Here is a 20,772-nt window from a genome sequence, read left to right as displayed (position 1 = left end):
ATCAAAGCCGCAAGGCTATAATGAGCAAGGAGTGATACTGTCAATTGGATTGATTAATAGAAATCGTAGGCATCTCAGTACACTCCTTGCTTTAAAAAATGGAGTACGAACGGTAGGGGGATCAAAAAGATCGAATCACAATCCTGACGCTAATTCTGGATTAAGGAAGGAAGAAAGTATAGGAAATGGAAGGCTTTTTGGATTTCAAGGAATAGGAAATGAGAGTAGAAAAGATGTGAACCAAGAAATTAACGGGAGATCTATGGCGAGTATGTTCAATTTCAAGTCTATTTTTGAGGTAGCCAAAAATCGTCTCAATGATCGACCTTTTTCTCAGCAAAATCTTTTCATGTAGTGAAATTAATGCGTTTTTCATCCCCTTTTTCACCTTGGTAACAAGTTTCAAACCGCGGTTAAACAACTCTTGGAAAAGCTCTTTTTTAATATAGCCTTTATCACCAAACAAAAGACCGGTTAATTTCTTAGTTAGGTTTGCTACAGGCTCTCTATCGTCAACATTACCTCTTGTAAGCGTAAAAGCTTGAATTTCACCTTTCTCGTTAATTATCAAATGTAGTTTAAAGCCGAAAAACCAGCCATATGTACTCTTGCTTAATTTTGCAATTCCAGCAAAAACCTTATTTCTTGATATTCTTTTTGCATGGCAAACTGCAATAGGAGTTGTATCTATGTATGAGATTCCAGTAAGTTCTGACCATCCGCAAAGGCACTGTAATAGCATGGCTAAATGCCACAAAACCCTGGGCTTTAGAGCAACAAACCTAGTGTATGAAGGCAACTTCGAAAACTCTGTTTGTAGAGCAATGTTAGGTAATGCAGGTAGAAAGCCTTAAAATTTTCACAGGGAGATTGCTGATACAGGAGGATTATTGTGATAATTTCCGAATGTGTAATTTCTGGCACTCTTGTGGGTTTTTACCGTTTGGCAGTAGTTTATCTGCAAAATTTTTCTCTATATCTCTGCAAAAATCATCGACCAGACAAAACAGTTTTGTTATATCTTCCATGGGTAACCTCATCTATTTTTTTCTATTTGTTGAGTTTACCCTACTCTCCTGACTTTTCTATTCTCTTTTTAATCCAGAATTAGCGTTTGTAGAGCAATGTTAGGTAATGCAGGTAGAAAGCCTTAAAATTTTCACAGGGAGATTGCTGATACAGGAGGATTATTGTGATAATTTTCGAATGTGTAATTTCTGTCACTCTTGTGGGTTTTTACCGTTTGGCAGTAGTTTATCTGCAAAATTTTTCTCTATATCTCTGCAAAAATCATCGACCAGACAAAACAGTTTTGTTATATCTTCCATGGGTAACCTCATCTATTTTTTTTCTATTTGTTGAGTTTACCCTACTCTCCTGACTTTTCTATTCTCTCTTTAATCCAGAATTAGCGTTAAAAGTAAGATTCAGCGATAATATTGAACCTAAAGCCGTATTTTCTGAAATTGAGTTCAAAAACACAAAATACTAAAAAAAGTTGCACCGTCATCATATCTTATACCAAATTCCATTACTAATCGAACAAATAAGAAACATTACAAACTCGTTTAATAGTAGCACTGGAAATACTGACAATAAAACTACACAGAACATCTTCAAGTAAGCCTATGGTATCGTAGACTCTGTTGCGTAAAGTATTGTGTTTGATATATTGCCACAACCTCTCAACAGGATTGAGTTCTCACTTTTACCCACAAGTATAAAAAGCAAGTAAGATAGAGAAAAATATACTTAAGATGAGGTAAAAATGTGTGAAGTAAATAGAAATGTACAATGTGCTGATGGCTTAGGAGATAAATGGCTAGAAAAAGAGTTGAGACATGTTAATCTGGGAGATGTAAGGCTTAATACAAGACTTATTAAAACAAGCTATTTAATAGAGAATAAGGCGTCTGGGTCAATTAGTCAAAGCTGTGTAGGATGGAAAGAAGCTAAAGGTGCATACAGATTATTTAGCAATGAGAAGCTTGAAGCTAAGGAAATTTATTCTTCCCATTATAAAGAAACTATGGAAAGGATAAAAGGAAATGAGCTGGTATTTTCAGTTCAAGATACAAGTTATTTGGATTTTGACTCTCATATAAAGACTAAGGGTCTAGGTAGTATTTCTAAAGCCTATACAAAATATAAAAAGGGTTTGTTATTGCACAGTAACTTAATGGTTAACAAAGACGGATTACCTTTAGGGCTATCTTCTCAACAGTGTTGGGCACGTTCTATCAGGGAAGAAACAGCCCAAGAAAAAGCAAACAGGAAATACCGTACTGCTATAAAGGAGAAAGAAAGCTATAAGTGGATAGCGGCACTAAAAGAAACCCTAAATAACCTCGCAGAAGGTGTACAGCTTGTTACTATTGGTGATAGGGAAGCAGATATTTTTAAGTTTTTATGGACTGTTGAATCATTGGACAGTTTTTATGTAATCCGCAACCGAACTAATAGGAAATTCATCTGTATTGAAGGGGGAAAAACGGATTTGCAAACACGTATAACTCAACTGCCTGTAAAAAAGGAAATTGTCTTGAATGTTGCTGAAAATAAATACCAGATCTCAAGAAAAGCTAACATTGAAGTCAGGTATATGAAAGGCTATATACCTATCAGATCTCCTTACATTTATGGATCGAAAGATACAGAGCATAAAATAAGTGATAAAATCGCTATATATGTAGTAAGTGCCAAAGAAACAAATCCTCCTGAAAGAGTAGAAGCTATTGATTGGACTTTGCTGACTAATATACCAGTTAATAGCACTTTAGATGCTATAGAAAGGATAAATTGGTATAAGCTAAGATGGAAAATCGAGGAGTATTTTAGGATTTTAAAATCAGGATGTAAGGTAGAAAGCTCTCGTTTAGCTACAAAAGAAAGATTAGAGAAATTAATCGCTATAAAGAGCATTATTGCATTTAATATTTTATATTTAACAAAAATCGCTTTATCGAATCCTATGGAGGTTTGTACTAAGGTTTTAAGTAATGAAGAGTGGAAAACCCTTTACATACGTGAGCATAAAGTAGCCAAATTGCCAGAAGAACCTCCAAACATAAAACAAGCTATTATTTGGTTAGGAAAATTAGGTGGATTTATGAATAGAAAAAGTGATAATTTACCAGGAACTATGACTCTATGGCGTGGTTATGAAAACCTCAGGGAAAGCATGGTTATGCTTCGCATAATGACCTCTCAAAGTTGTGGGTAAAAGTGAGGATTCAGTTCTGGTGAATAAGGAGGCAAGTATATAATGGTAATGTTTTTCTGAATTTTCAAACTTTTTGATCTATGCCAGCCTGCACAATCCATTACAAGAAAGGCTTTTTTCGTGCCTAAATCTTTCGACATCTGCTCCAGAAATATATTCATACAATCAGTGTTTACATATGGAGCAAGTAGGCTAATTTTCTTACCACTTCTTGGATTTACCGCACTGTAGATATAGAAATTTTGTCTACCAATTTTCATTTAACCTGCGTTCTGACCCCTTTTTTAAACCATCCGTGTCCGATTTTTGAATGAGTTCCAAATCGTGATTCATCAAAAAAATACCTCCTTTTCAGGGTGGGAATTGACTATTTTATTGAAGTATTTTTTAAACTCTTCTTGCTTGTTTTTATCTTGTTTATGGTGAATTGGCCTCGGTGTTATATAAGAAAACTTCATCCTTTGTATCTCACGATGCACTGTTGATTTGCTAATGTTTAGGCCAAATTCCTCTGAGATTTTTATTTGCACTTCCTTAATAGTAATATTTGGATTTCTTTCTACCCATATTTCAATTTGCTCACGTTGATTTTTGTTTAATTTGCTTTTTCTTCGCCGCTGAGAAGGGGAAAATAATTTTTCTACTCTACCAAATTTTAGATGCTTTATCCATTCAGTCAAAGCAGTCCTTGAAATTTTACATATTCTTGCCACAGCGCTTATACTACTTTCTTTTCCTGCTATCACCGCTTGTAACTTTTTTGAAACATATGCGTTATTTCTGACCTTTTTTAACATTTCTTTCGCCAAATTTACAACTTTTTCGTCTAACAGTTTTGACCTTAATGCCATTATACCTCTCTATTTTATCTACTCTAGTATCACTTCTTTCCCATTATTGTCTATCTGTTCTTTACATAGTGGGAATTGGTATAAGATGCTGGAATGGTCTATTTTTGAGATTTTATCAATAAATTGCTGCCTATCTTCTTGATTGCGCTCTTGATATAGTGTGACTTTTTTTTAAAGTAATTTTTAGCTGTTTTAGTCTATACCAAATTGAATTTATTCCAAATCCAAGATTTTGTTTCATCTCTGCCAGAGTATGATCTGGATTCTTTGTAACATATTCTTCGAGTATTTTTGGGTCTATTTTTCGAATAAAGCTACCGTTTTTAGATGGCTTTAGGCTTTCACCAGCAGCTTTCTTTTTTAACCAGCGGTACAGCGTTGCTATTCCTATCTCCATGAGCTCTGCTATCTCAACCTTTGCCTTCCCTTTTTCTATCATCAATACTGCCTTTTCCCTTAAATCCACACCATATGCCATTATAACTCAAATACTTTATTATACCTTTATCATTTACTTTAGGAAATACTATAGCATTGCTTGTAGAAGTGGATTGAAAATATATTCAGGCAATATTATTTATTGGCAAGCGCTTTTATCACTGAATGCACAATATCACGCAACGTTTCATCCTTAATTTTCCTGTATTCCCTCACTAGCCTTGATATTTCTTCACTACCCACATCGCTACAAAAGGCCTTATCGTATAAGTCTTCAGAAGCTTTGGTAAAAAAATATGACATATCAACGGACAAAGCTTCTGCCAAATTATACAATCTATCAATTACAAGCCTTACCTCTCCAGTTTCATATCCTTGTATATGCTGAAATGAAATTCCGAGCTTTTTTCCTAAGTCTCTTTGGCTAAAACCGCATATTAACCTTCTCTTCCTTATTCTTTCACCTATTTGTTTATCAATAGGATGTTGTTCATCTTGTACAATCATTTATTAGTATATTAACTGAGGTATTGAAGCAATACTAACTCTCATTGTAACTTTGAGAAAAAGATTTTACCAATATATAAACTACGCTACGTAACCTTTTGCTTTTAATTTCATTATATCCTTTGACTAATTTTAGTATTTCTTCATCATAAGTTTCATGTGAGTCGACATGGACATCAGTAAAAAAATCAGCCACATTAATCGATAGTGCTTTTGCTAAGTCGTATAGCCTACTGGCCAAAATTTGGTTTGAACTATTTTCGTACCTTTGTATTTGTCTATACGAAACGCCTATTTTCTTTCCCAACTCAGTTTGTGTTAAACCACAGTATAATCTAAGCTCTTTTATTTTTTTGCCTAATTCCACCTTTCATTACTAATTTTAGCTGCTCAAGCTTATATTGAATTTTTTAATTTATGAAGTAGAAAAAAGAAGGAAAGTTGGAGAACTTTCCTTCCGGTCTACAGATTATAATAAACCACTGTCATAAAAACTAAAGTGGCTCTTCTGTGTTACGATTATGTGATCTATTAATTTCATTCCTACATTTTCGCAGGTTGCAGCTAATGTAAGTGTGTTATCCTCATCCTCCTTTGATGGTTCTGTATCTCCACTTGGATGATTATGTGAAATTGCAATAGATGATGCATCGATCAGTAATCCCTGTTTGATTATTTCTCTCACATATAGAGGTACTCTGTCTATAGTTCCACAGTCTTGAATATACTCGTATATCAAATGACCACTTCGATCTAAGTATATTACTCGCAAGCTTTCCTTTCGTGACTGCCCTATTGCTGTTTTAAAGTATTTTAGTAGCTCTTCTCTGTTATCAAGAATCGACAGCTTTTTTAACTTACCTTTCAGTATCCTATCGAAAATCTCTTTCAGACAAAAGATACTTGCTATTGCTCCATCATTCATTCCTGTAACATTTTTTAGCTCATGAAAGTCAGCGTTAGTTACCCTTCCTAAACTACTAAAGAGCTCTATTAGCTTTTTGGCCACTTCTCTTCCTTCTTCACATTCAGATAGAGTACGTTCCAGTAGCTCATGGTCAAGTAAAGACCTGCCTCTACTTGATAAAATGCGAGTTTCCAATTTTTCTTTTCTCTCACTATTACTCATAAAAACCTCCAAGGTCAACATTATATACAAATTCAACGCCAGCTTTCTGACGCAGTAGTTCTCGAGGAATAACCCTTTTGAACTCTAAATTTGCAATGTTGTCCTTGTTGCTTTTACAACAGATTTACTACAATCCGAACTCCTCATTGATTTTATCGACTATCGTCTGTGGTGGATCATCTCCCCATCCTGAATATAAAATCTCTCCATAATCTGCAACATCTATAGAGCCAGTTCTACTTTTTGCCAGAAACATTTCTCTTTTATCTTTATCAACTAATACATAGTGCCAAGCTGATCTTCCTCGATCTTTACCACGAACTAGATATATGAGATCTGATCTACTTCTTCTTGTTGCATCAGCAAAGGATCTTTCATTGATAGTTCTGCTTTTACTCTTTATGCCGCCACTTTCAGAAAAAGCTTCCTTGGCTTCAGCTTTTTTGTTTGCCAATTCAGAAATTTTTCCTTTTGCTCCTAGTGCATGTTCTTTGGTATTTTGAGATGAATACTTACTGGAAAAACCTCCTCTTGTCTCATTAGAAGTCCTATTTGTAAAACGCTTAGTAAATGAGTTATCGTTATCATTTTCTGCCATAAAAGTCTCCAAATTTTAGATTGTAGAATCTAAATTTTTACTACACCCTATCATAGGTTAGTTAAATTAATATAAATGAAAGATAATATAGTAATTATTACAGGAATTACAGCCTCAGGTAAATCAGAATTATGCGATAACTTGATAAAAAAGCATAAAAACATTAGCATAATAAACTGTGACTCAAAGCAGGTATACAAAGAGATTCCCGTAATTACTGCTCAACCACCAAAGCAGAAAGAATTTTATAGGCTATACGGTTATGTTTCAGCAAAAGAAAATTATTCCGTAGGTTTATGGCTAGAGGATTTAAATAGGGAAGTTAACAACGCGCTGAAAAATTCACGAATACCGATCATCACTGGAGGAAGTGGGCTTTACATTAGCAGCTTAATCAAGGGATTATCATCGATTCCACAAATAAGCCAGGAAGTGAGAGAAAACGTAAATGAACTTAGAAAAAATTTAAGTAAAGAGGAATTCTACAAATTAGTGCTAAGCAAAGATCCAAGGATTCAAGGTAAAATATTTATTAATGACTCACATCGCCTCTCAAGAGCACTTGAAGTTATCACTGAAACTGGCAAGACAATCTTTGTATGGCAAGAAAATAGACAGCCTCCTTTGTTCAATAATTTTAAGGTATATACAATTCTACCTAAACGTGAGGATATATACCGAAAAATAAATTCTCGTTTTATTGAAATGGTTGAAAATGGAGCAATTGATGAAGTAAAAAACCTACTTAGCATGAACCCATCTCCACATTTGCCAGCTATGAAAGCACATGGAGTACCAGAAATTATAAGATACTTAAAAGGGGAGATTACTTTAGACGAAGCAATACAGATTGCTCAAACAAACACAAGACACTACGCAAAACGCCAGTACACTTGGTTTAAAAACCAGTTCCCAAGTTCTGAAGTAATTGACTATGCAAGCAAATTGACAGAATTTGGAATATTTTGATTATTATGTATTATATTGCTATGCCTATGCAAACTTTTCTTGATAGTATTAAACTTTTTTCTTAAAGAACTTTCATCATTGCCTAAATTGTGATTATTAAATTCTTTGTAAAAATATTCTTACTTATGAAGCGCTACTATACCTGTAAGAGCCTTTATCACTAAATGAACTATATCACGCAATATTTCATCCTCAATTTTTCTATATTCTCTCACTAATCTTGTAACCACAATCTCCACTTTCATATCCTTGTATAGTTCTTCTCATAATAGTAGGAACAAGATAAGATAGTGATTTAGTATAACAAGAAGGTAAAAATGCCAGCAGCGTACAGTTATGACTTAAGGAAAAAAGCCATTCAGGCGTTGGATGAAGGAGAGAGCAAAACAGCAGTAGCAAATTTTTGGCCCTCTCTAATAACTTCAACATCATTAAATTCAAGGGATTGGCCTTCTATTATTTGGAATCTTTCATGTCCTTTTCCTGCAACTAGCAGAATCATATTTTCATCATGTGCTATATTTATACCTTTCTCTATAGCTTGTTTTCTATCTCCTATCTCCACTGCATCAGGGCAATGTAACAAAATATCGTGACGAATTTTCCCCGGATCTTCATCACGCGGATTGTCATCTGTGACTATAACTTTACCTGCAAGCATTTGTGCTATTTTACCCATTTCTGCACGTTTTGTTTGATCGCGATTCCCGCCACAACCGAACACTAGAACTATCTTTTTATTGAAGTGCCATTTTAAAGACAACAGAGCTTGTTTGAGTGCACTTGGAGTATGAGCGTAATCGACAAATGCAAAAGTGTTCACTTTTTCCATTCTTCCAGGTGGAGAAGCGAGTTTATCTATACACATTCTTTGATAGTCCATACCAGATGAAATAACTATACCGATTGCACACAACAAATTATATGCTTGAAATTGCCCAAAAATCGGAAAAAATGCGTTATAAATTTCATCACCAATTTGAATTGTTAGGTATTGACCATTGGCAGTGGGTATCTGCTTTAATAAAGTAATGTCAGAGTTTTTTTTTCCATAGGTTATAACTTTGTTGCCACGCTTTTCAGCTATGTTGAGCAACTCTCCATATTCGCCTATATCTGCATTTAAAATCGCTGTTTTTTCTTTTGGCAATACCTCATCAAACAACCTTTTCTTGGCCTCAAAATACTCATCGATACTTTTGTGATAGTCCAAATGATCTTGAGAGAAATTAGTAAAAGCTGCAGCATTGAGCCTAAGTCCATGGATTCTGTATTGATCGATTCCATGGCTTGAAGCTTCTAATGCTAAGTGTTCTACGTTCTTATTATTTATGTCACGCAATGTGGAATAAAGATCATCTGCACTTGGCGTTGTAAGGCTATTATCTTTTTTATTATTATTGACACATGTTCCCAGTGTTCCTATAGACGCTGCATTATCTTGCCAAATCTGGCGACAAAACTCCACTACTGAAGTTTTACCATTCGTACCAGTTACAGCAGCAATATATTTAGGTTGTTTGAATTGATAAAACCTGCTGACTATTTCACTGTATATTCCTTGAGGGTCCGAGTGGTAAAGCACTGCAAAACTTGGAGTACTTGTCATTCGAGTAGCGGACACTGGAATCCAGTTTTCATTATACAATTGTCTAGTATGCTTGTTTACAATTAAATTTTCTGGATCCCAGTGTCTGAGCACTGGGATGACATCTTTCTTGGCCCCTTGTATTACAACGTCTACACAGTTGTGTACACATCCAGTAGGAAGACATGTTGCGTGTTCTTTACTCCTTTCTGATATACAAACAAAAAGGTAACCTTCTTTAACCCTACTAGGGTTACACGTGACGCCTTTGATTTCAATATCAAAGTCAGCATTTACAATGTTATGCAGTAGCTCTTTCAGTCTCACAATCATCTTTAACACTTGAACATGGCAGTCTTATTAATGCAGTATTCAAGTCAAAAATCAAATCTTCAGGATCTTCTAGTCCGCAAAATATTCGCACAAAACTTCCACCATAATCTGAATTCATTACAGATCTTGACATAGATCTATGTTCTATTGGTAATATCAAACTGTCACATCCTCCCCAAGAAGCACCGATGCCAAAAATTTTCATGTGATCAACCATGCAGCTTAGTTTCTCACATGAATATTCTCTATCTAGTGCTATACTAAATATACTACTTGCCCCTTTGAAATAACTTTTCCATAATTCATGTTGAGGATGGGAGGGAAGTGCTGGATACAAAACTCTTTTGATTTTTGGATGTTTTTCCAGCCACTTTGCCACTTGCATTGCTGTACTTTGATGTTTCCTCATGCGTGTTTGCAGTGTTCTAAGTCCCCTGTGTGCAAGGTAACAGTCATGCGATTGAATGGTTACTCCGTAATTTTTATAGCTCTCATAAAGCAATTTAAAAATTTTACCTTCAGCAACCATAGCTCCCATCACTAAATCTGAGTGACCGGCTAGATACTTTGTCACCGCATATAGTGCAATATCAATTCCATAATCAAGCGGCTTAAACAACAAAGGAGTGGCCCATGAATTGTCACAAACGGTTACAATTCCACGTTCTTTAGCAACTTTCACTATATGCTCTACATTCGAAATCTCAAACGTTATAGAACCAGGCGTCTCAATCATGATGAGTGAAGTGTTACTCTGAACTAAATCAGTTATATCCTGTGTCGGATCATAAAAAGTTACTTCTACTCCTCTTTTTGGTAGTTCATTTTCGGCAAATCTCTTTAGCCTATAATAACTATTATCTTGTATCAGAACATGCGAACCTGCTTTAGTGAAAGTCAAAATAGCAAAAGTAAGTGCAAATAATCCAGAAGGGTAGATGAGTGCTTGCCCCCTACCCTCAATTTCAGCCAGTGCATTTGAAAAATAATGAACAGTAGGCGTACCAACATTACTATAGCTGTAATCCCTTGCAACACCATCATTGATCACATCATATATACTCTCCCCATTCGCTGCACTTAAGTAATCCTTGTAAGTAGGAAATAATATAGTAGAAGAATGATAAATTGGTGGGTTCATCGATCCTTTATAATCATTAAATTTTCTTCCTGCTTTAACCAATAAAGACTCTCCTCTCACGTTTCTACTATTTATTTTTTAAATTATATTCACTTTGCGTATATAAGTTAAGAGAAATCGCATGTACTCGTTCTATTTCACTCTTTAATAATTCATAGATCAATTTATGCCTCTTCAAAGAGCTCATTCCAGAAAAGTCGTTAGATATTAATACTAATTTGATATGTGAAGGTAGTGTCGAAGAAGAAGCAAAATAATGATCTACATGCCTTGCTGATTCATCGATAACATCGATATCAATTACACCTATTGAATCGCGTAATTTTTCCTCTATTGTCTTAATAATATCCACAATAGTTCCCTTAAGCAACAATACGCTCCTCTTGTCATCCCACAGTATCTGGGCACTGGGATGACAATCGAATTACTTATTCTCTTCTTTATTATCCATGTCTTGATAATCAGAATCTACTACTTTTTCTTCCTCATTATTTGTTGTGGATGAGCTTTCTCCACCTCGTTGTTGTTGAGATTCCTTATACATAGCTTCTCCAAGTTTCATAGATAACTGAGAGAGGTTAGTAACTTTCTGTTGCATTGAATCAGCATCATCAGTGTTGTCAGATTTACTCACTTCCTTTAACTCATTAACTGCATTTTCAATAGCAGATTTATCTTCTGGAGAAATTTTATCACCATATTCTGTCAGAGATTTTTCTGTAGAATGAACTAAACTATCCGCTTGATTCTTCACTTCAATAAATTTCTTACGCTTTTCATCTTCTTGTGCTTTTTCCTCAGCTTCTCTCACCATCCGATTTATTTCATCCTCCGATAAACCACCTGAAGACTGAATACGTATTTTTTGCTCTTTTCCAGTAGCTTTATCCTTTGCAGAAACATGCGCTATTCCATTTGCATCTATATCAAATGTCACCTCAATTTGAGGAACCCCGCGAGGAGCAGGTGGTATTCCTTCTAAACTAAACTGACCAAGCAGTTTATTATCAACCGCCAATTTTCTTTCACCTTGATGCACCTTAATTGTAACAGCTGTTTGGTTATCATCTGCAGTTGAAAATACCTGAGATTTTTTAGTAGGAATAGTAGTATTACGTTCAATAAGTGGAGTGAACACTCCCCCTAGAGTTTCAATACCAAGAGAAAGTGGAGTTACGTCAAGTAGTAACACATCTCTTACATCACCTTGAATGATTCCCGCCTGTATTGCAGCTCCAATTGCTACAACTTCATCAGGGTTAACCCCTCTGTGTGGATCTTTGCCAAAGAATTCTTTAACTTTCTCTATGACTTTTGGCATACGAGTCATGCCACCAACAAGAACTACTTCACCAATTTGACTAGCAGACAAACCAGCATCTTCAAGAGCTTTTTTGCAAGGAATTATAGTCCTTTCAATTAAATCATTCACTAAACTTTCAAGCTTTGCTCTTGTTAGCTTCATATTTAAGTGTTTTGGGCCACTTGCATCAGCTGTAACAAACGGTAGATTTACTTCTGTTTCCATTGCACTTGATAATTCTACCTTTGCTTTTTCTGCAGCTTCTTTGATTCTTTGCATAGCCATTGGATCGTTTTTCAAATCAATGCCATTACTTTTCTTGAATTCAGCCAGTAAATAATTTACTACTGCATTATCGAAGTCTTCCCCTCCAAGGTGAGTATCACCATTTGTAGCCTTTACTTCAAAAACTCCGTCACCTATTTCAAGAACTGAAACATCAAATGTACCACCACCAAGATCATACACTACTATTGTGTGCCCGTGCTTTTTATCAAGACCATAAGCAAGTGCTGCAGCAGTTGGTTCGTTAATTATTCTGAGAACATTTAATCCAGCAATTTTTCCTGCATCTTTTGTTGCTTGACGTTGAGAATCATTGAAGTACGCCGGCACTGTTATCACAGCATCCTTTACTTCTTCCCCAAGATAAGCCTCAGCTGCTTCTTTCAGGTTTTGTAGTATAAATGCACCAATTTGACTAGGAGAGTATTCTTTACTATCAGTTGTTTTAACCCATGCATCACCATTTTTTGCTGCAAATACCTTATACGGTACACCTAGATTCTTCATTTCAGGATCGCTATATTGGCGACCTATCAATCTCTTAGTTGCAAAAAAAGTATTATTTGCATTGGTAGTTGCTTGCCTTTTTGCTGGAGCACCAATCAACCTTTCTCCAGACAAAGTAAACGCAACTATAGACGGAGTAGTTCTTGCTCCTTCTTTATTCTCGATTACTTTTGCATCCTTGCCTTGCATTATTGCAACACAAGAATTTGTTGTTCCGAGATCTATACCTATTGCTCTTCCCATAATGAATACTCCCTTTTAAATATTATCTGATGTAAAATATATAAGTATAAAACTCGTTAATTACAAGTCCCGTTTAGTTGTTAGAGCCCAAAAGGCGCGAAAGCCATTTAGTTAACCAAAAGTTGCCCGGTAGTTTATCTGAACTACCAGCTTCTTTATCCCTGCTATTCACAACTTGACATCCAGAATTCTGCAATGGCTTATAATCATTAAAATTAATATGGTCTCCTTGCTTTAAAATAAATGTATCTGCATCTAAACTATTATCAATACTAACATTTAACGTAATATTGAACTCTTTTTCGATTGTAGAAACCATATCACGCTTATTATTAAAAATGTGCGCTATAACTGCACTGCGTGCTATTAAATCAAAGGACTTATTTTGATTTTTACTAGCAATATGTTGCAAATCCCTTAGTATCGATGCAACAACCACTTCGTTTGATTTCACTCTTCCAATACCTTTACAGCGTAAGCACTCTGTAGTATTAATTTCCTGTACATTTGGTTTAATTCTTTGTCTTGAAAAGACCATTAAACCAAAGTCATTGATAAAGCTAAATTGAACTTTAGCTCTATCATCTTTAAACGCCTGCTTGATAGCAAATTCAACATTTTTGCAATACTCAAGTTTCAACATGTCAATAAAATCAACGACTATTAACCCTGATAAGCCCCTGAGATTCGCTTGCCTTGATATTTCAGATAATGCCTCCATATTAGTTCTATAAGCTGTTTCTTCTATGTTATCTTCTCCTGTCATTTTCCCTGAATTTACGTCTATTGAAACAAATGCCTCAGTTAAGGTTATCACCAAAGACCCACCAGATGGTAATTCTACTCTATTGCCATATAATTCAGAAATTTGATCTTCGACTCGATAGTAAGTCAAGATTGGAACAGAGCCTCTATATAACCTAGGACGTAATTTTCCTTGTAACACATTTTTAGTGTATTTTCTTACCGCTTCATAAACTTCTCTATCAGATACTATAATTTCTGTATCATTATTACAAAAGTCACGTACAGATCTCATAACTACATCTGCTTCGTTGTAAATTAATGATGGAACATTTAAAGAAGAGAAGTTTTGCTGGATATTTTGCCATAATAAGGTCAAATTATTGTAATCTTGCTCAATTTCTTTCTTACTTTTTCCTGCACCAACAGTTCTTACTATTAAACCTGAACCTTTTGGTAAATTTATTGAATTTAATATATCCTTTAACTGTTTTCTAACGTTGGTATCTTCAATTCTGCGAGATACTCCACCCCTACTTATGGAATTGGGCATGAAAACACAGTATCTACCGACCAAAGTTACGTATGTTGTAAATGAAGCTCCTTTATTTCCTCGTTCTTCTTTAGTTAATTGAACCAATAACTTTTGATTTACTGAAATCACATCTTGTAACTTATATTTTCTATGTAAAGGTACCTCCCTCACAAAACCACTGCTGGATTCATTACTAGCTGTAGAATCTAGGCCTTCTTCTGTGCAATTATCATTTGAACAGTCCACACCGCTCGAATAGTCTTCATTAGGGAAAATTTCCTTCTCTTTTTCTGGAATATTAAAGTAATTTAGAGATATCTCAGAAAAAGACAAAAAACCTTGCTTATTTTTTCCATACTCAATGAACACGGCCTGCAAAGCAGGCTCTATACGCTTTACATAAGCAACGTATATATTACCTCTCAATTGTTTTTTTTCCTTGAATTCTTGCTCAAACTCTACAACCCTACCATTAACTAGTAGGGCAACCCTTACCTCGTTAGAACAGGTAGTACTTTCTATCAACAATAACCTTTTGCCATCACTCACCACTTATTTACCGTCTACTTTTCATTCTGAAATGTTCTTATACTACTTAATATATTATTGATTGTCAAGAATTTTGCGATCTGCATTATTGGGTTGACTTTCAGTGTTTTGCGTAATAAACTTGCATAGAGTTTATTATGTCACTAACAATTATGGCGAAAAAAAATGCTTCTTTGCTTGTCAAGCTAGTTAGCACTGCAACTAAAACAACAAAGACTGGAGAAGAGAAACTAACAGGCTATTTTTGTGTAAAAAAACGTAACCCTAAGAACCTTCCCAAGAAGCTCGAGTTTAGAAAGTATGACCCAGTGGTCAGAAGACACGTATTATTTAAAGAAGAAAAATTAAAGTAAGTATATTATCATGCAAAGCTTACAGCTAAAAGGAGTGTAGCTTGTTGCTCACTAGTTATACTGTTTTGCATTAGAGAAAGTCTGTTTGAGGTTTTGAAAGATTACGGTAACTTATATAAGTTACCGGGAATTGAGCCACCTGAATAAGGGCTGAAAGTGGTAGCGTTTTTGTCCTGATCTGGTTTTATTGCTTAAATGGGACTTGATCTGACACTTTAAATGATCCAGATAGTCTATATACCATCACACTCTGGGACCATACACTTAGAGGTTGTTCACAAACTTTTGAATTCTTTTGTTAAACTTGTACAGCAAAAAATTGCTTGCGCATATTTTAAATCTTACTATAACCATAGTAAAAGATATTTTAAGAGCTCAAAATCTATCTTTATCTGCAGACTTTTTTCATTAAATTCATTAAAAAGTGTGGCGTATCTTCTTCAGCGTACGTGGGTGCACACACATACTTAATCTCTGTCGTATGTGCGCCGCACTTTTTTTCTAATCTTTTTTACACAGGAGGATTTTATGTCCAGAATTCCAGATACTTGATCTTTACTTTAGCTAAAAACCAATAGGCGCCTATGGTTTTTATAAAGAAAGTTTAGAAAATAACCAAAAACCACTTGCCATAAAAAGTAACTATATTAGTATAATATTCACATTTATATATTAATATAGATATAATAAGATTAAGGATTATATTATGGTAAAATTTACACAAGATTCTGCTTCATTGACATTGCTGACATTGCATGGTGTTGATTTACTTAATTTGTGCCACAGACAGTGTGAAAATAAATACGAGGGTAATGATTTATTGACAAAAATTAATAGATCTTGGTGTAAGGCTGACTGTAATAACGCTAATTCTGGATTAAGGAAGGAAGAAAGTATAGGAAATGGAAGGCTTTTTGGATTTCAAGGAATAGGAAATGAGAGTAGAAAAGATGTGAACCAAGAAATTAACGGGAGATCTATGGCGAGTATGTTCAATTTCAAGTCTATTTTTGAGGTAGCCAAAAATCGTCTCAATGATCGACCTTTTTCTCAGCAAAATCTTTTCATGTAGTGAAATTAATGCGTTTTTCATCCCCTTTTTCACCTTGGTAACAAGTTTCAAACCGCGGTTAAACAACTCTTGGAAAAGCTCTTTTTTAATATAGCCTTTATCACCAAACAAAAGACCGGTTAATTTCTTAGTTAGGTTTGCTACAGGCTCTCTATCGTCAACATTACCTCTTGTAAGCGTAAAAGCTTGAATTTCACCTTTCTCGTTAATTATCAAATGTAGTTTAAAGCCGAAAAACCAGCCATATGTACTCTTGCTTAATTTTGCAATTCCAGCAAAAACCTTATTTCTTGATATTCTTTTTGCATGGCAAACTGCAATAGGAGTTGTATCTATGTATGAGATTCCAGTAAGTTCTGACCATCCGCAAAGGCACTGTAATAGCATGGCTAAATGCCACAAAACCCTGGGCTTTAGAGCAACAAACCTAGTGTATGAAGGCAACTTCGAAAACTCTGTTTGTAGAGCAATGTTAGGTAATGCAGGTAGAAAGCCTTAAAATTTTCACAGGGAGATTGCTGATACAGGAGGATTATTGTGATAATTTCCGAATGTGTAATTTCTGGCACTCTTGTGGGTTTTTACCGTTTGGCAGTAGTTTATCTGCAAAATTTTTCTCTATATCTCTGCAAAAATCATCGACCAGACAAAACAGTTTTGTTATATCTTCCATGGGTAACCTCATCTATTTTTTTCTATTTGTTGAGTTTACCCTACTCTCCTGACTTTTCTATTCTCTTTTTAATCCAGAATTAGCGTTAATAGAAAATTAAAAGCTCCTAAACACCATTCATCAGAAAAAGTAACACTTAGTGAACAGTTAACAGATATTGCAAGTGATCTCCGTTTTGAGAGCATAAAATTATCGCTTATATCAGATGAAATAGACAATTACAATTCAATGTCTTTTTAAAAGAAGATATTGGTTATCTTCTTTTTTTCTCGATTATTTCTATGATTAACTACTTGAATTTAAGTTCGTTCAGGCAAGATAATTATGAGTAAAAATAGCAGATGCAAGTAGCTGGCACACAGCTGTACGAGCATTCATTTTTGAGGGCATAGCAAATGGTGTCATTCAAGTAGCTGACATTGGCTTGCCCTAATCTCATCAAGAACGTTGTGCTTTAACATGATATTTTTATGCTTACCAACTTAACTGAATCCCAGACTGGGATGATATACTTCTGGTAGATAATGTCGGTATAGTTGTGATTGGAATAGAAAGCACTAAGTTTGCAATGCTATCTGAATAGATAAAAGAACTCATTACTCAGTGAAACAAGACTTGAAATTTTGTGCAATGCTGCTGATTATATCTAGATATGCATCCTTTCCAGGCTCTACATCTGATCCAATAGGATCAAGAATCACCATTTTTACGTCACTAGAAAAGACATTAGGCTTTATGCTATCCTCTCGTGAATGAGAAACAATACATTTAACGTTTTCCTCTTTCATTACCTTTTTTAATTTCATTAAACTCTTCATACCTATGTAAGAATCTTCTTCTATAGAAAGAATGGCGCTTGGGTAACTTAAATCAAAATATTTTTCGAAATATTGATAAGCATCGTGAGTAACTATGTATTTTTGATTTTTTAACTCATCCAATTCTTTCGTAATTTTTTCTACTTCTTGGTCTATCTTTCTTATAGCCTCCTCTGCGTTAGTATTGTATCGATAGGCATTTTCTTTATCTATATTAGATAATGTTGCACTGATAGAAAGTATCATACTTTTTGCATTTTCAGGACTCAGCCAAATATGCAAATCTTTTTCATCTTGAATGTGACTAGAAAACGAATGTGGTCGAGCAGGAAGTAGATCGATTGCACTTGATAGCGGTATTAACTTCTTATTTTCTTTAGCGAAAGTTTTAATGAATATTTCCAAAGAATCATCGATATAAAATATAATATTGCTAGATTCTAATTTACTTGCGTCTGAAGGCCTGAGCATGTAGTTATGTTCAGACACTACTTCGTACATTAGTAGTTCTGGCTTTGAAATTCCATCTGTAACAGAAGCTACAAGTGAGTGTATAGGTTTGATTGTAGCTACAATTTTTAAATTGGATGAAAAGGCACTATTGTAGTATAATGTAAATAAAAGTAATAGAAAAAAAAATAGTAAATGTCTCATATAAATGTTGAGAAGAAGTTAATTTTTGCCAAAAAATTAAGTAGTGTCAATAACTGCATTCTAAAAATAGAAAACCTTACTCTTTCATACGGTAATAAAAAAGTTCTTGATAATGTCAACATATCAGTAAAAAGAGGAGATATAGTTACAATACTTGGTCCAAATGGCGGAGGTAAAACCTCTTTAGTGAAAGCAGTTGCTGGTATAAATAAAGGTTTTATTGGCAGTATTGTATTTGCTGACAATATAAAAATTAGCTATATGCCACAAAATTTTAGTATTGGTAATTTGATGCCAATAACAGTTGAGTCTTTCCTTTTCAATAGCTCCTCGAAGAAATTGAAGAAAAATCAACCCATTGTTACAGAAGCAATAGAATTGGTTGGTATCGGTAACATCCTAAAAAATCAAGTATTAGAAATCTCTGCAGGACAAACACAATTACTGCTGCTTGCACGCTGTTTAATTTCAGAATCTGATTTGATCATTTTAGATGAGCCAGTCAGTGCAATGGATATTAACGCACGAGCTAAATTTTATGATATTATAAATAAAATCGCAAAAGAACGATCAGTGTCGATTCTCATGACTTCTCATGACCTTAACTCTGCTCTACCATCCTCAGATTACATAATTTGCATAAATAATACTATCTATTATCAAGGTAAACCTGATGAAATTATGGAGATAAATGAAATATTTGGCAGTTACGCAGCGAAATGATTCAAAATATTCTACGTCTTCTGCAAATAACTACAGTGCTAACACGCTACAATGTGTTACCTTATTTACTTCCACCATCAAAAAAATCAATAAATAAAATACAAGGTCATAAACTAAAGCGTGCTCTTGAAAGATTAGGTCCGGTGTTCATTAAATTTGGGCAATCCATTTCATCACGCACTGATATTTTAAATGAGGACATAACAAATAACTTGCTATTGATATGTGATAGATTGCCATCATTTTCGTATAAAATAGCAGTTAAAACTATAGAAAGTGAGTTTAATTGTAAATTAAGCGACATTTTTTCAAGTTTTTCTGAAAAGCCAATTGCAGCAGCATCAATTTCTCAGGTGCATAGAGCAGTTACAATTGAGGGTAAGAAAGTTGCTGTAAAGGTTTTGAGGCCAAATATTGAGAAAACATTCTCAAGGGATATAAAAATGCTTTCTTGGCTTGCAGAAATTGCAGAAAAATTTAGTGAACAATCAAAAAGGCTGAAGCCAGTTGAATTAGTCAAAACTTTTGCTGAAATTTGCCGATTAGAGTTAGATCTACGCTTTGAGGCTGCCCACTCTTCGGAACTGAAGGAAAATACTAAACATGACAGAGGTTTCTACGTACCTGAAATAGATTGGAGTAGAACTTCAAAAAAGGTTTTAACATTAGAATGGATGGAAGCTATACCAATATACGAAGTTGAAAAGCTGAATAACCGCAAGCAAATAGCTATCAATCTTATAGAATCGTTTTGTAATCAGGTGTATAGGGATTGCTTTTTTCATGCTGATATGCATCCTGGAAATTTAATGATCGATAGTAATAACAATATTATTGCCCTGGATTGTGGAATCATGGGTAGAATAGATCGTGAGACATGCTATTACGTTATAGAGATACTCAAAGGCTTTTTAAATAGGGATTATGATCACGTTGCAAAAATGCACTTTAGAGCCGGTTATGTTCCATCACAGCATAGAAATTTTGTTACAGCTTGCAGAGCAATAGGTGAGCCCATTGTTGGACAGCCTATACAGAAGATTTCATTTGCTCGATTACTTACTCAGCTACTAAAAATAACTGGTGATTTTGATATGAAAGTTCAAACACAATTGCTATTGCTGCAGAAAACTATAATTTTATTAGAAGGAACATGTAGAAAAGTCTATCCAGAAATCAATATGTGGAAAGTAGTTGAAACATGGATAAACAGTCAACATGAAAGTAAAATAGGGTATAGGGAAAAAATTAAAAGCTCTTATCCCATCAAAACAATCCAAGGGATATTTAGCCTTATAGAAAAATTAAACCTAATAGCTGACAAAAAATTACAAGTTAAAAATAGATCAAATGGAAAAATCTATTTTTTATTGTGGTCTGTAATTATAATTCTAATCGTTAAATTTTTAATTTCTTGAACTAAAAGATAATAAAAGCAAGTTTACAACAACTATTCAAGTCTTGAAACCACTCAGGTTCACATTCACTCGAATTGTCAAGGTATTTTTAGGATGTATAAAACTTTCAGTAGAGTTT

Annotated in this window: 16 protein-coding genes and 4 pseudogenes; 5 read left to right on the top strand and 15 right to left on the bottom strand. The window is 34.5% G+C overall.

All coding sequences use genetic code 11. The features are described from left to right. Nucleotides 1-160: 160 nt before the first annotated feature. Both O1Q06_RS02130 and O1Q06_RS02125 read right to left on the bottom strand, forming a co-directional pair. Nucleotides 161-1,028: pseudogene (locus O1Q06_RS02130) on the bottom strand (IS982 family transposase). 506 nt (nt 1,029-1,534) lie between these two features. Continuing rightward, nucleotides 1,535-1,702 (bottom strand): annotated as a pseudogene (locus tag O1Q06_RS02125) (IS630 family transposase); the annotation flags it as partial. A gap of 66 nt (nt 1,703-1,768) precedes the next feature. Here O1Q06_RS02125 and O1Q06_RS02120 point away from each other — a divergent pair. Next, a complete protein-coding gene (locus tag O1Q06_RS02120) occupies nt 1,769-3,223 on the top strand; it encodes an IS4 family transposase (protein WP_410542309.1) in 1,455 nt (484 codons plus the stop codon). A 5-nt stretch (nt 3,224-3,228) separates the two neighbouring features. Here the strand turns inward: O1Q06_RS02120 and O1Q06_RS02115 are convergent. From O1Q06_RS02115 to O1Q06_RS02090, 6 genes and pseudogenes are all read right to left on the bottom strand, one after another. After that, nucleotides 3,229-4,074: pseudogene (locus O1Q06_RS02115) on the bottom strand (IS630-like element ISWpi10 family transposase); the annotation flags it as partial. 130 nt (nt 4,075-4,204) lie between these two features. After that, complete coding sequence (locus O1Q06_RS02110) at nt 4,205-4,552, bottom strand: IS630 transposase-related protein (RefSeq protein ID WP_410542889.1); 348 nt, start codon at nt 4,550-4,552, stop codon at nt 4,205-4,207. Nucleotides 4,553-4,647: 95 nt separating this feature from the next. Next, on the bottom strand, nt 4,648-5,019 hold the full coding sequence (locus O1Q06_RS02105; protein WP_410542888.1) for a helix-turn-helix domain-containing protein: 372 nt from the start codon (nt 5,017-5,019) through the stop codon (nt 4,648-4,650). 34 nt (nt 5,020-5,053) lie between these two features. Further along, the gene (locus tag O1Q06_RS02100) at nt 5,054-5,386 is read right to left on the bottom strand and encodes a helix-turn-helix domain-containing protein (protein ID WP_041582615.1); all 333 of its coding nucleotides are present in this window, start codon (nt 5,384-5,386) and stop codon (nt 5,054-5,056) included. Nucleotides 5,387-5,488: 102 nt separating this feature from the next. Then, nucleotides 5,489-6,148, bottom strand: a complete 660-nt coding sequence (locus O1Q06_RS02095) for a JAB domain-containing protein (RefSeq protein WP_410542887.1) — start codon at nt 6,146-6,148, stop codon at nt 5,489-5,491. A 127-nt stretch (nt 6,149-6,275) separates the two neighbouring features. After that, nucleotides 6,276-6,746: a hypothetical protein gene (locus O1Q06_RS02090; RefSeq protein ID WP_019236353.1), complete on the bottom strand. Its 471-nt coding sequence runs from the start codon at nt 6,744-6,746 to the stop codon at nt 6,276-6,278. A 75-nt stretch (nt 6,747-6,821) separates the two neighbouring features. Between O1Q06_RS02090 and miaA the strand changes: the two genes are divergently transcribed. Then, complete coding sequence (gene miaA / locus O1Q06_RS02085) at nt 6,822-7,715, top strand: tRNA (adenosine(37)-N6)-dimethylallyltransferase MiaA (RefSeq protein WP_410542886.1); 894 nt, start codon at nt 6,822-6,824, stop codon at nt 7,713-7,715. Between the two features lie 358 nt (nt 7,716-8,073). Here the strand turns inward: miaA and O1Q06_RS02080 are convergent, their stop codons facing one another. The 5 genes from O1Q06_RS02080 to O1Q06_RS02060 form a co-directional block, all read right to left on the bottom strand. After that, nucleotides 8,074-9,636 carry a Mur ligase family protein gene (locus O1Q06_RS02080; protein WP_410543133.1) on the bottom strand — a complete coding sequence of 521 codons (1,563 nt, stop codon included), beginning with the start codon at nt 9,634-9,636 and terminating at the stop codon, nt 8,074-8,076. Next, nucleotides 9,605-10,837 carry a cystathionine beta-lyase gene (metC, locus tag O1Q06_RS02075; RefSeq protein ID WP_410542885.1) on the bottom strand — a complete coding sequence of 411 codons (1,233 nt, stop codon included), beginning with the start codon at nt 10,835-10,837 and terminating at the stop codon, nt 9,605-9,607. Before metC ends, O1Q06_RS02080 begins: the two co-directional genes overlap by 32 nt. A gap of 7 nt (nt 10,838-10,844) precedes the next feature. Beyond that, complete coding sequence (locus O1Q06_RS02070) at nt 10,845-11,129, bottom strand: BolA family protein (protein ID WP_410542884.1); 285 nt, start codon at nt 11,127-11,129, stop codon at nt 10,845-10,847. Nucleotides 11,130-11,201: 72 nt separating this feature from the next. Beyond that, entirely contained in the window at nt 11,202-13,115 is a 1,914-nt protein-coding gene (gene dnaK / locus O1Q06_RS02065) for a molecular chaperone DnaK (protein ID WP_410542883.1), read from the bottom strand. 73 nt (nt 13,116-13,188) lie between these two features. Further along, the gene (locus O1Q06_RS02060) at nt 13,189-14,946 is read right to left on the bottom strand and encodes an Rne/Rng family ribonuclease (RefSeq protein WP_410542882.1); all 1,758 of its coding nucleotides are present in this window, start codon (nt 14,944-14,946) and stop codon (nt 13,189-13,191) included. A 149-nt stretch (nt 14,947-15,095) separates the two neighbouring features. Between O1Q06_RS02060 and rpmG the strand changes: the two genes are divergently transcribed. Continuing rightward, a complete protein-coding gene (gene rpmG / locus O1Q06_RS02055) occupies nt 15,096-15,296 on the top strand; it encodes a 50S ribosomal protein L33 (protein ID WP_012481745.1) in 201 nt (66 codons plus the stop codon). 877 nt (nt 15,297-16,173) lie between these two features. Here the strand turns inward: rpmG and O1Q06_RS02050 are convergent. Both O1Q06_RS02050 and O1Q06_RS02045 read right to left on the bottom strand, forming a co-directional pair. Beyond that, nucleotides 16,174-17,041, bottom strand: a pseudogene (locus O1Q06_RS02050) (IS982 family transposase). A 596-nt stretch (nt 17,042-17,637) separates the two neighbouring features. Next, the gene (locus tag O1Q06_RS02045) at nt 17,638-18,513 is read right to left on the bottom strand and encodes a zinc ABC transporter substrate-binding protein (protein ID WP_410542881.1); all 876 of its coding nucleotides are present in this window, start codon (nt 18,511-18,513) and stop codon (nt 17,638-17,640) included. Here O1Q06_RS02045 and O1Q06_RS02040 point away from each other — a divergent pair. Beyond that, the gene (locus O1Q06_RS02040) at nt 18,505-19,236 is read left to right on the top strand and encodes a metal ABC transporter ATP-binding protein (RefSeq protein WP_410542880.1); all 732 of its coding nucleotides are present in this window, start codon (nt 18,505-18,507) and stop codon (nt 19,234-19,236) included. The genes O1Q06_RS02045 and O1Q06_RS02040 overlap by 9 nt on opposite strands. Beyond that, nucleotides 19,233-20,654 (top strand): 2-polyprenylphenol 6-hydroxylase, encoded by a 1,422-nt coding sequence (ubiB, locus tag O1Q06_RS02035; RefSeq protein ID WP_410542879.1) that lies wholly within the window; start codon nt 19,233-19,235, stop codon nt 20,652-20,654. The genes O1Q06_RS02040 and ubiB overlap by 4 nt, the downstream gene beginning before the upstream one ends. Nucleotides 20,655-20,772 lie beyond the last annotated feature (118 nt).

The organism is Wolbachia endosymbiont of Tetranychus urticae (assembly GCF_046529255.1).
Taxonomy (GTDB): Bacteria; Pseudomonadota; Alphaproteobacteria; order Rickettsiales; family Anaplasmataceae; genus Wolbachia.
Note: the sequence above shows the minus strand (reverse complement) of the source record. Positions and strands in the feature narration are given on the sequence as shown.

What these genes read in the sequence shown, in the direction of transcription:
- O1Q06_RS02120 (WP_410542309.1), top strand. Translation starts at nt 1,769, where the DNA reads ATGTGTGAAGTAAATAGAAATGTACAATGTGCTGATGGCTTAGGAGAT.
- O1Q06_RS02110 (WP_410542889.1), bottom strand. Translation starts at nt 4,552, where the DNA reads ATGGCATATGGTGTGGATTTAAGGGAAAAGGCAGTATTGATGATAGAA.
- O1Q06_RS02105 (WP_410542888.1), bottom strand. Translation starts at nt 5,019, where the DNA reads ATGATTGTACAAGATGAACAACATCCTATTGATAAACAAATAGGTGAA.
- O1Q06_RS02095 (WP_410542887.1), bottom strand. Translation starts at nt 6,148, where the DNA reads ATGAGTAATAGTGAGAGAAAAGAAAAATTGGAAACTCGCATTTTATCA.
- O1Q06_RS02090 (WP_019236353.1), bottom strand. Translation starts at nt 6,746, where the DNA reads ATGGCAGAAAATGATAACGATAACTCATTTACTAAGCGTTTTACAAAT.
- miaA (WP_410542886.1), top strand. Translation starts at nt 6,822, where the DNA reads ATGAAAGATAATATAGTAATTATTACAGGAATTACAGCCTCAGGTAAA.
- O1Q06_RS02080 (WP_410543133.1), bottom strand. Translation starts at nt 9,636, where the DNA reads ATGATTGTGAGACTGAAAGAGCTACTGCATAACATTGTAAATGCTGAC.
- dnaK (WP_410542883.1), bottom strand. Translation starts at nt 13,115, where the DNA reads ATGGGAAGAGCAATAGGTATAGATCTCGGAACAACAAATTCTTGTGTT.
- rpmG (WP_012481745.1), top strand. Translation starts at nt 15,096, where the DNA reads ATGGCGAAAAAAAATGCTTCTTTGCTTGTCAAGCTAGTTAGCACTGCA.
- O1Q06_RS02040 (WP_410542880.1), top strand. Translation starts at nt 18,505, where the DNA reads ATGTCTCATATAAATGTTGAGAAGAAGTTAATTTTTGCCAAAAAATTA.
- O1Q06_RS02045 (WP_410542881.1), bottom strand. Translation starts at nt 18,513, where the DNA reads ATGAGACATTTACTATTTTTTTTTCTATTACTTTTATTTACATTATAC.
- ubiB (WP_410542879.1), top strand. Translation starts at nt 19,233, where the DNA reads ATGATTCAAAATATTCTACGTCTTCTGCAAATAACTACAGTGCTAACA.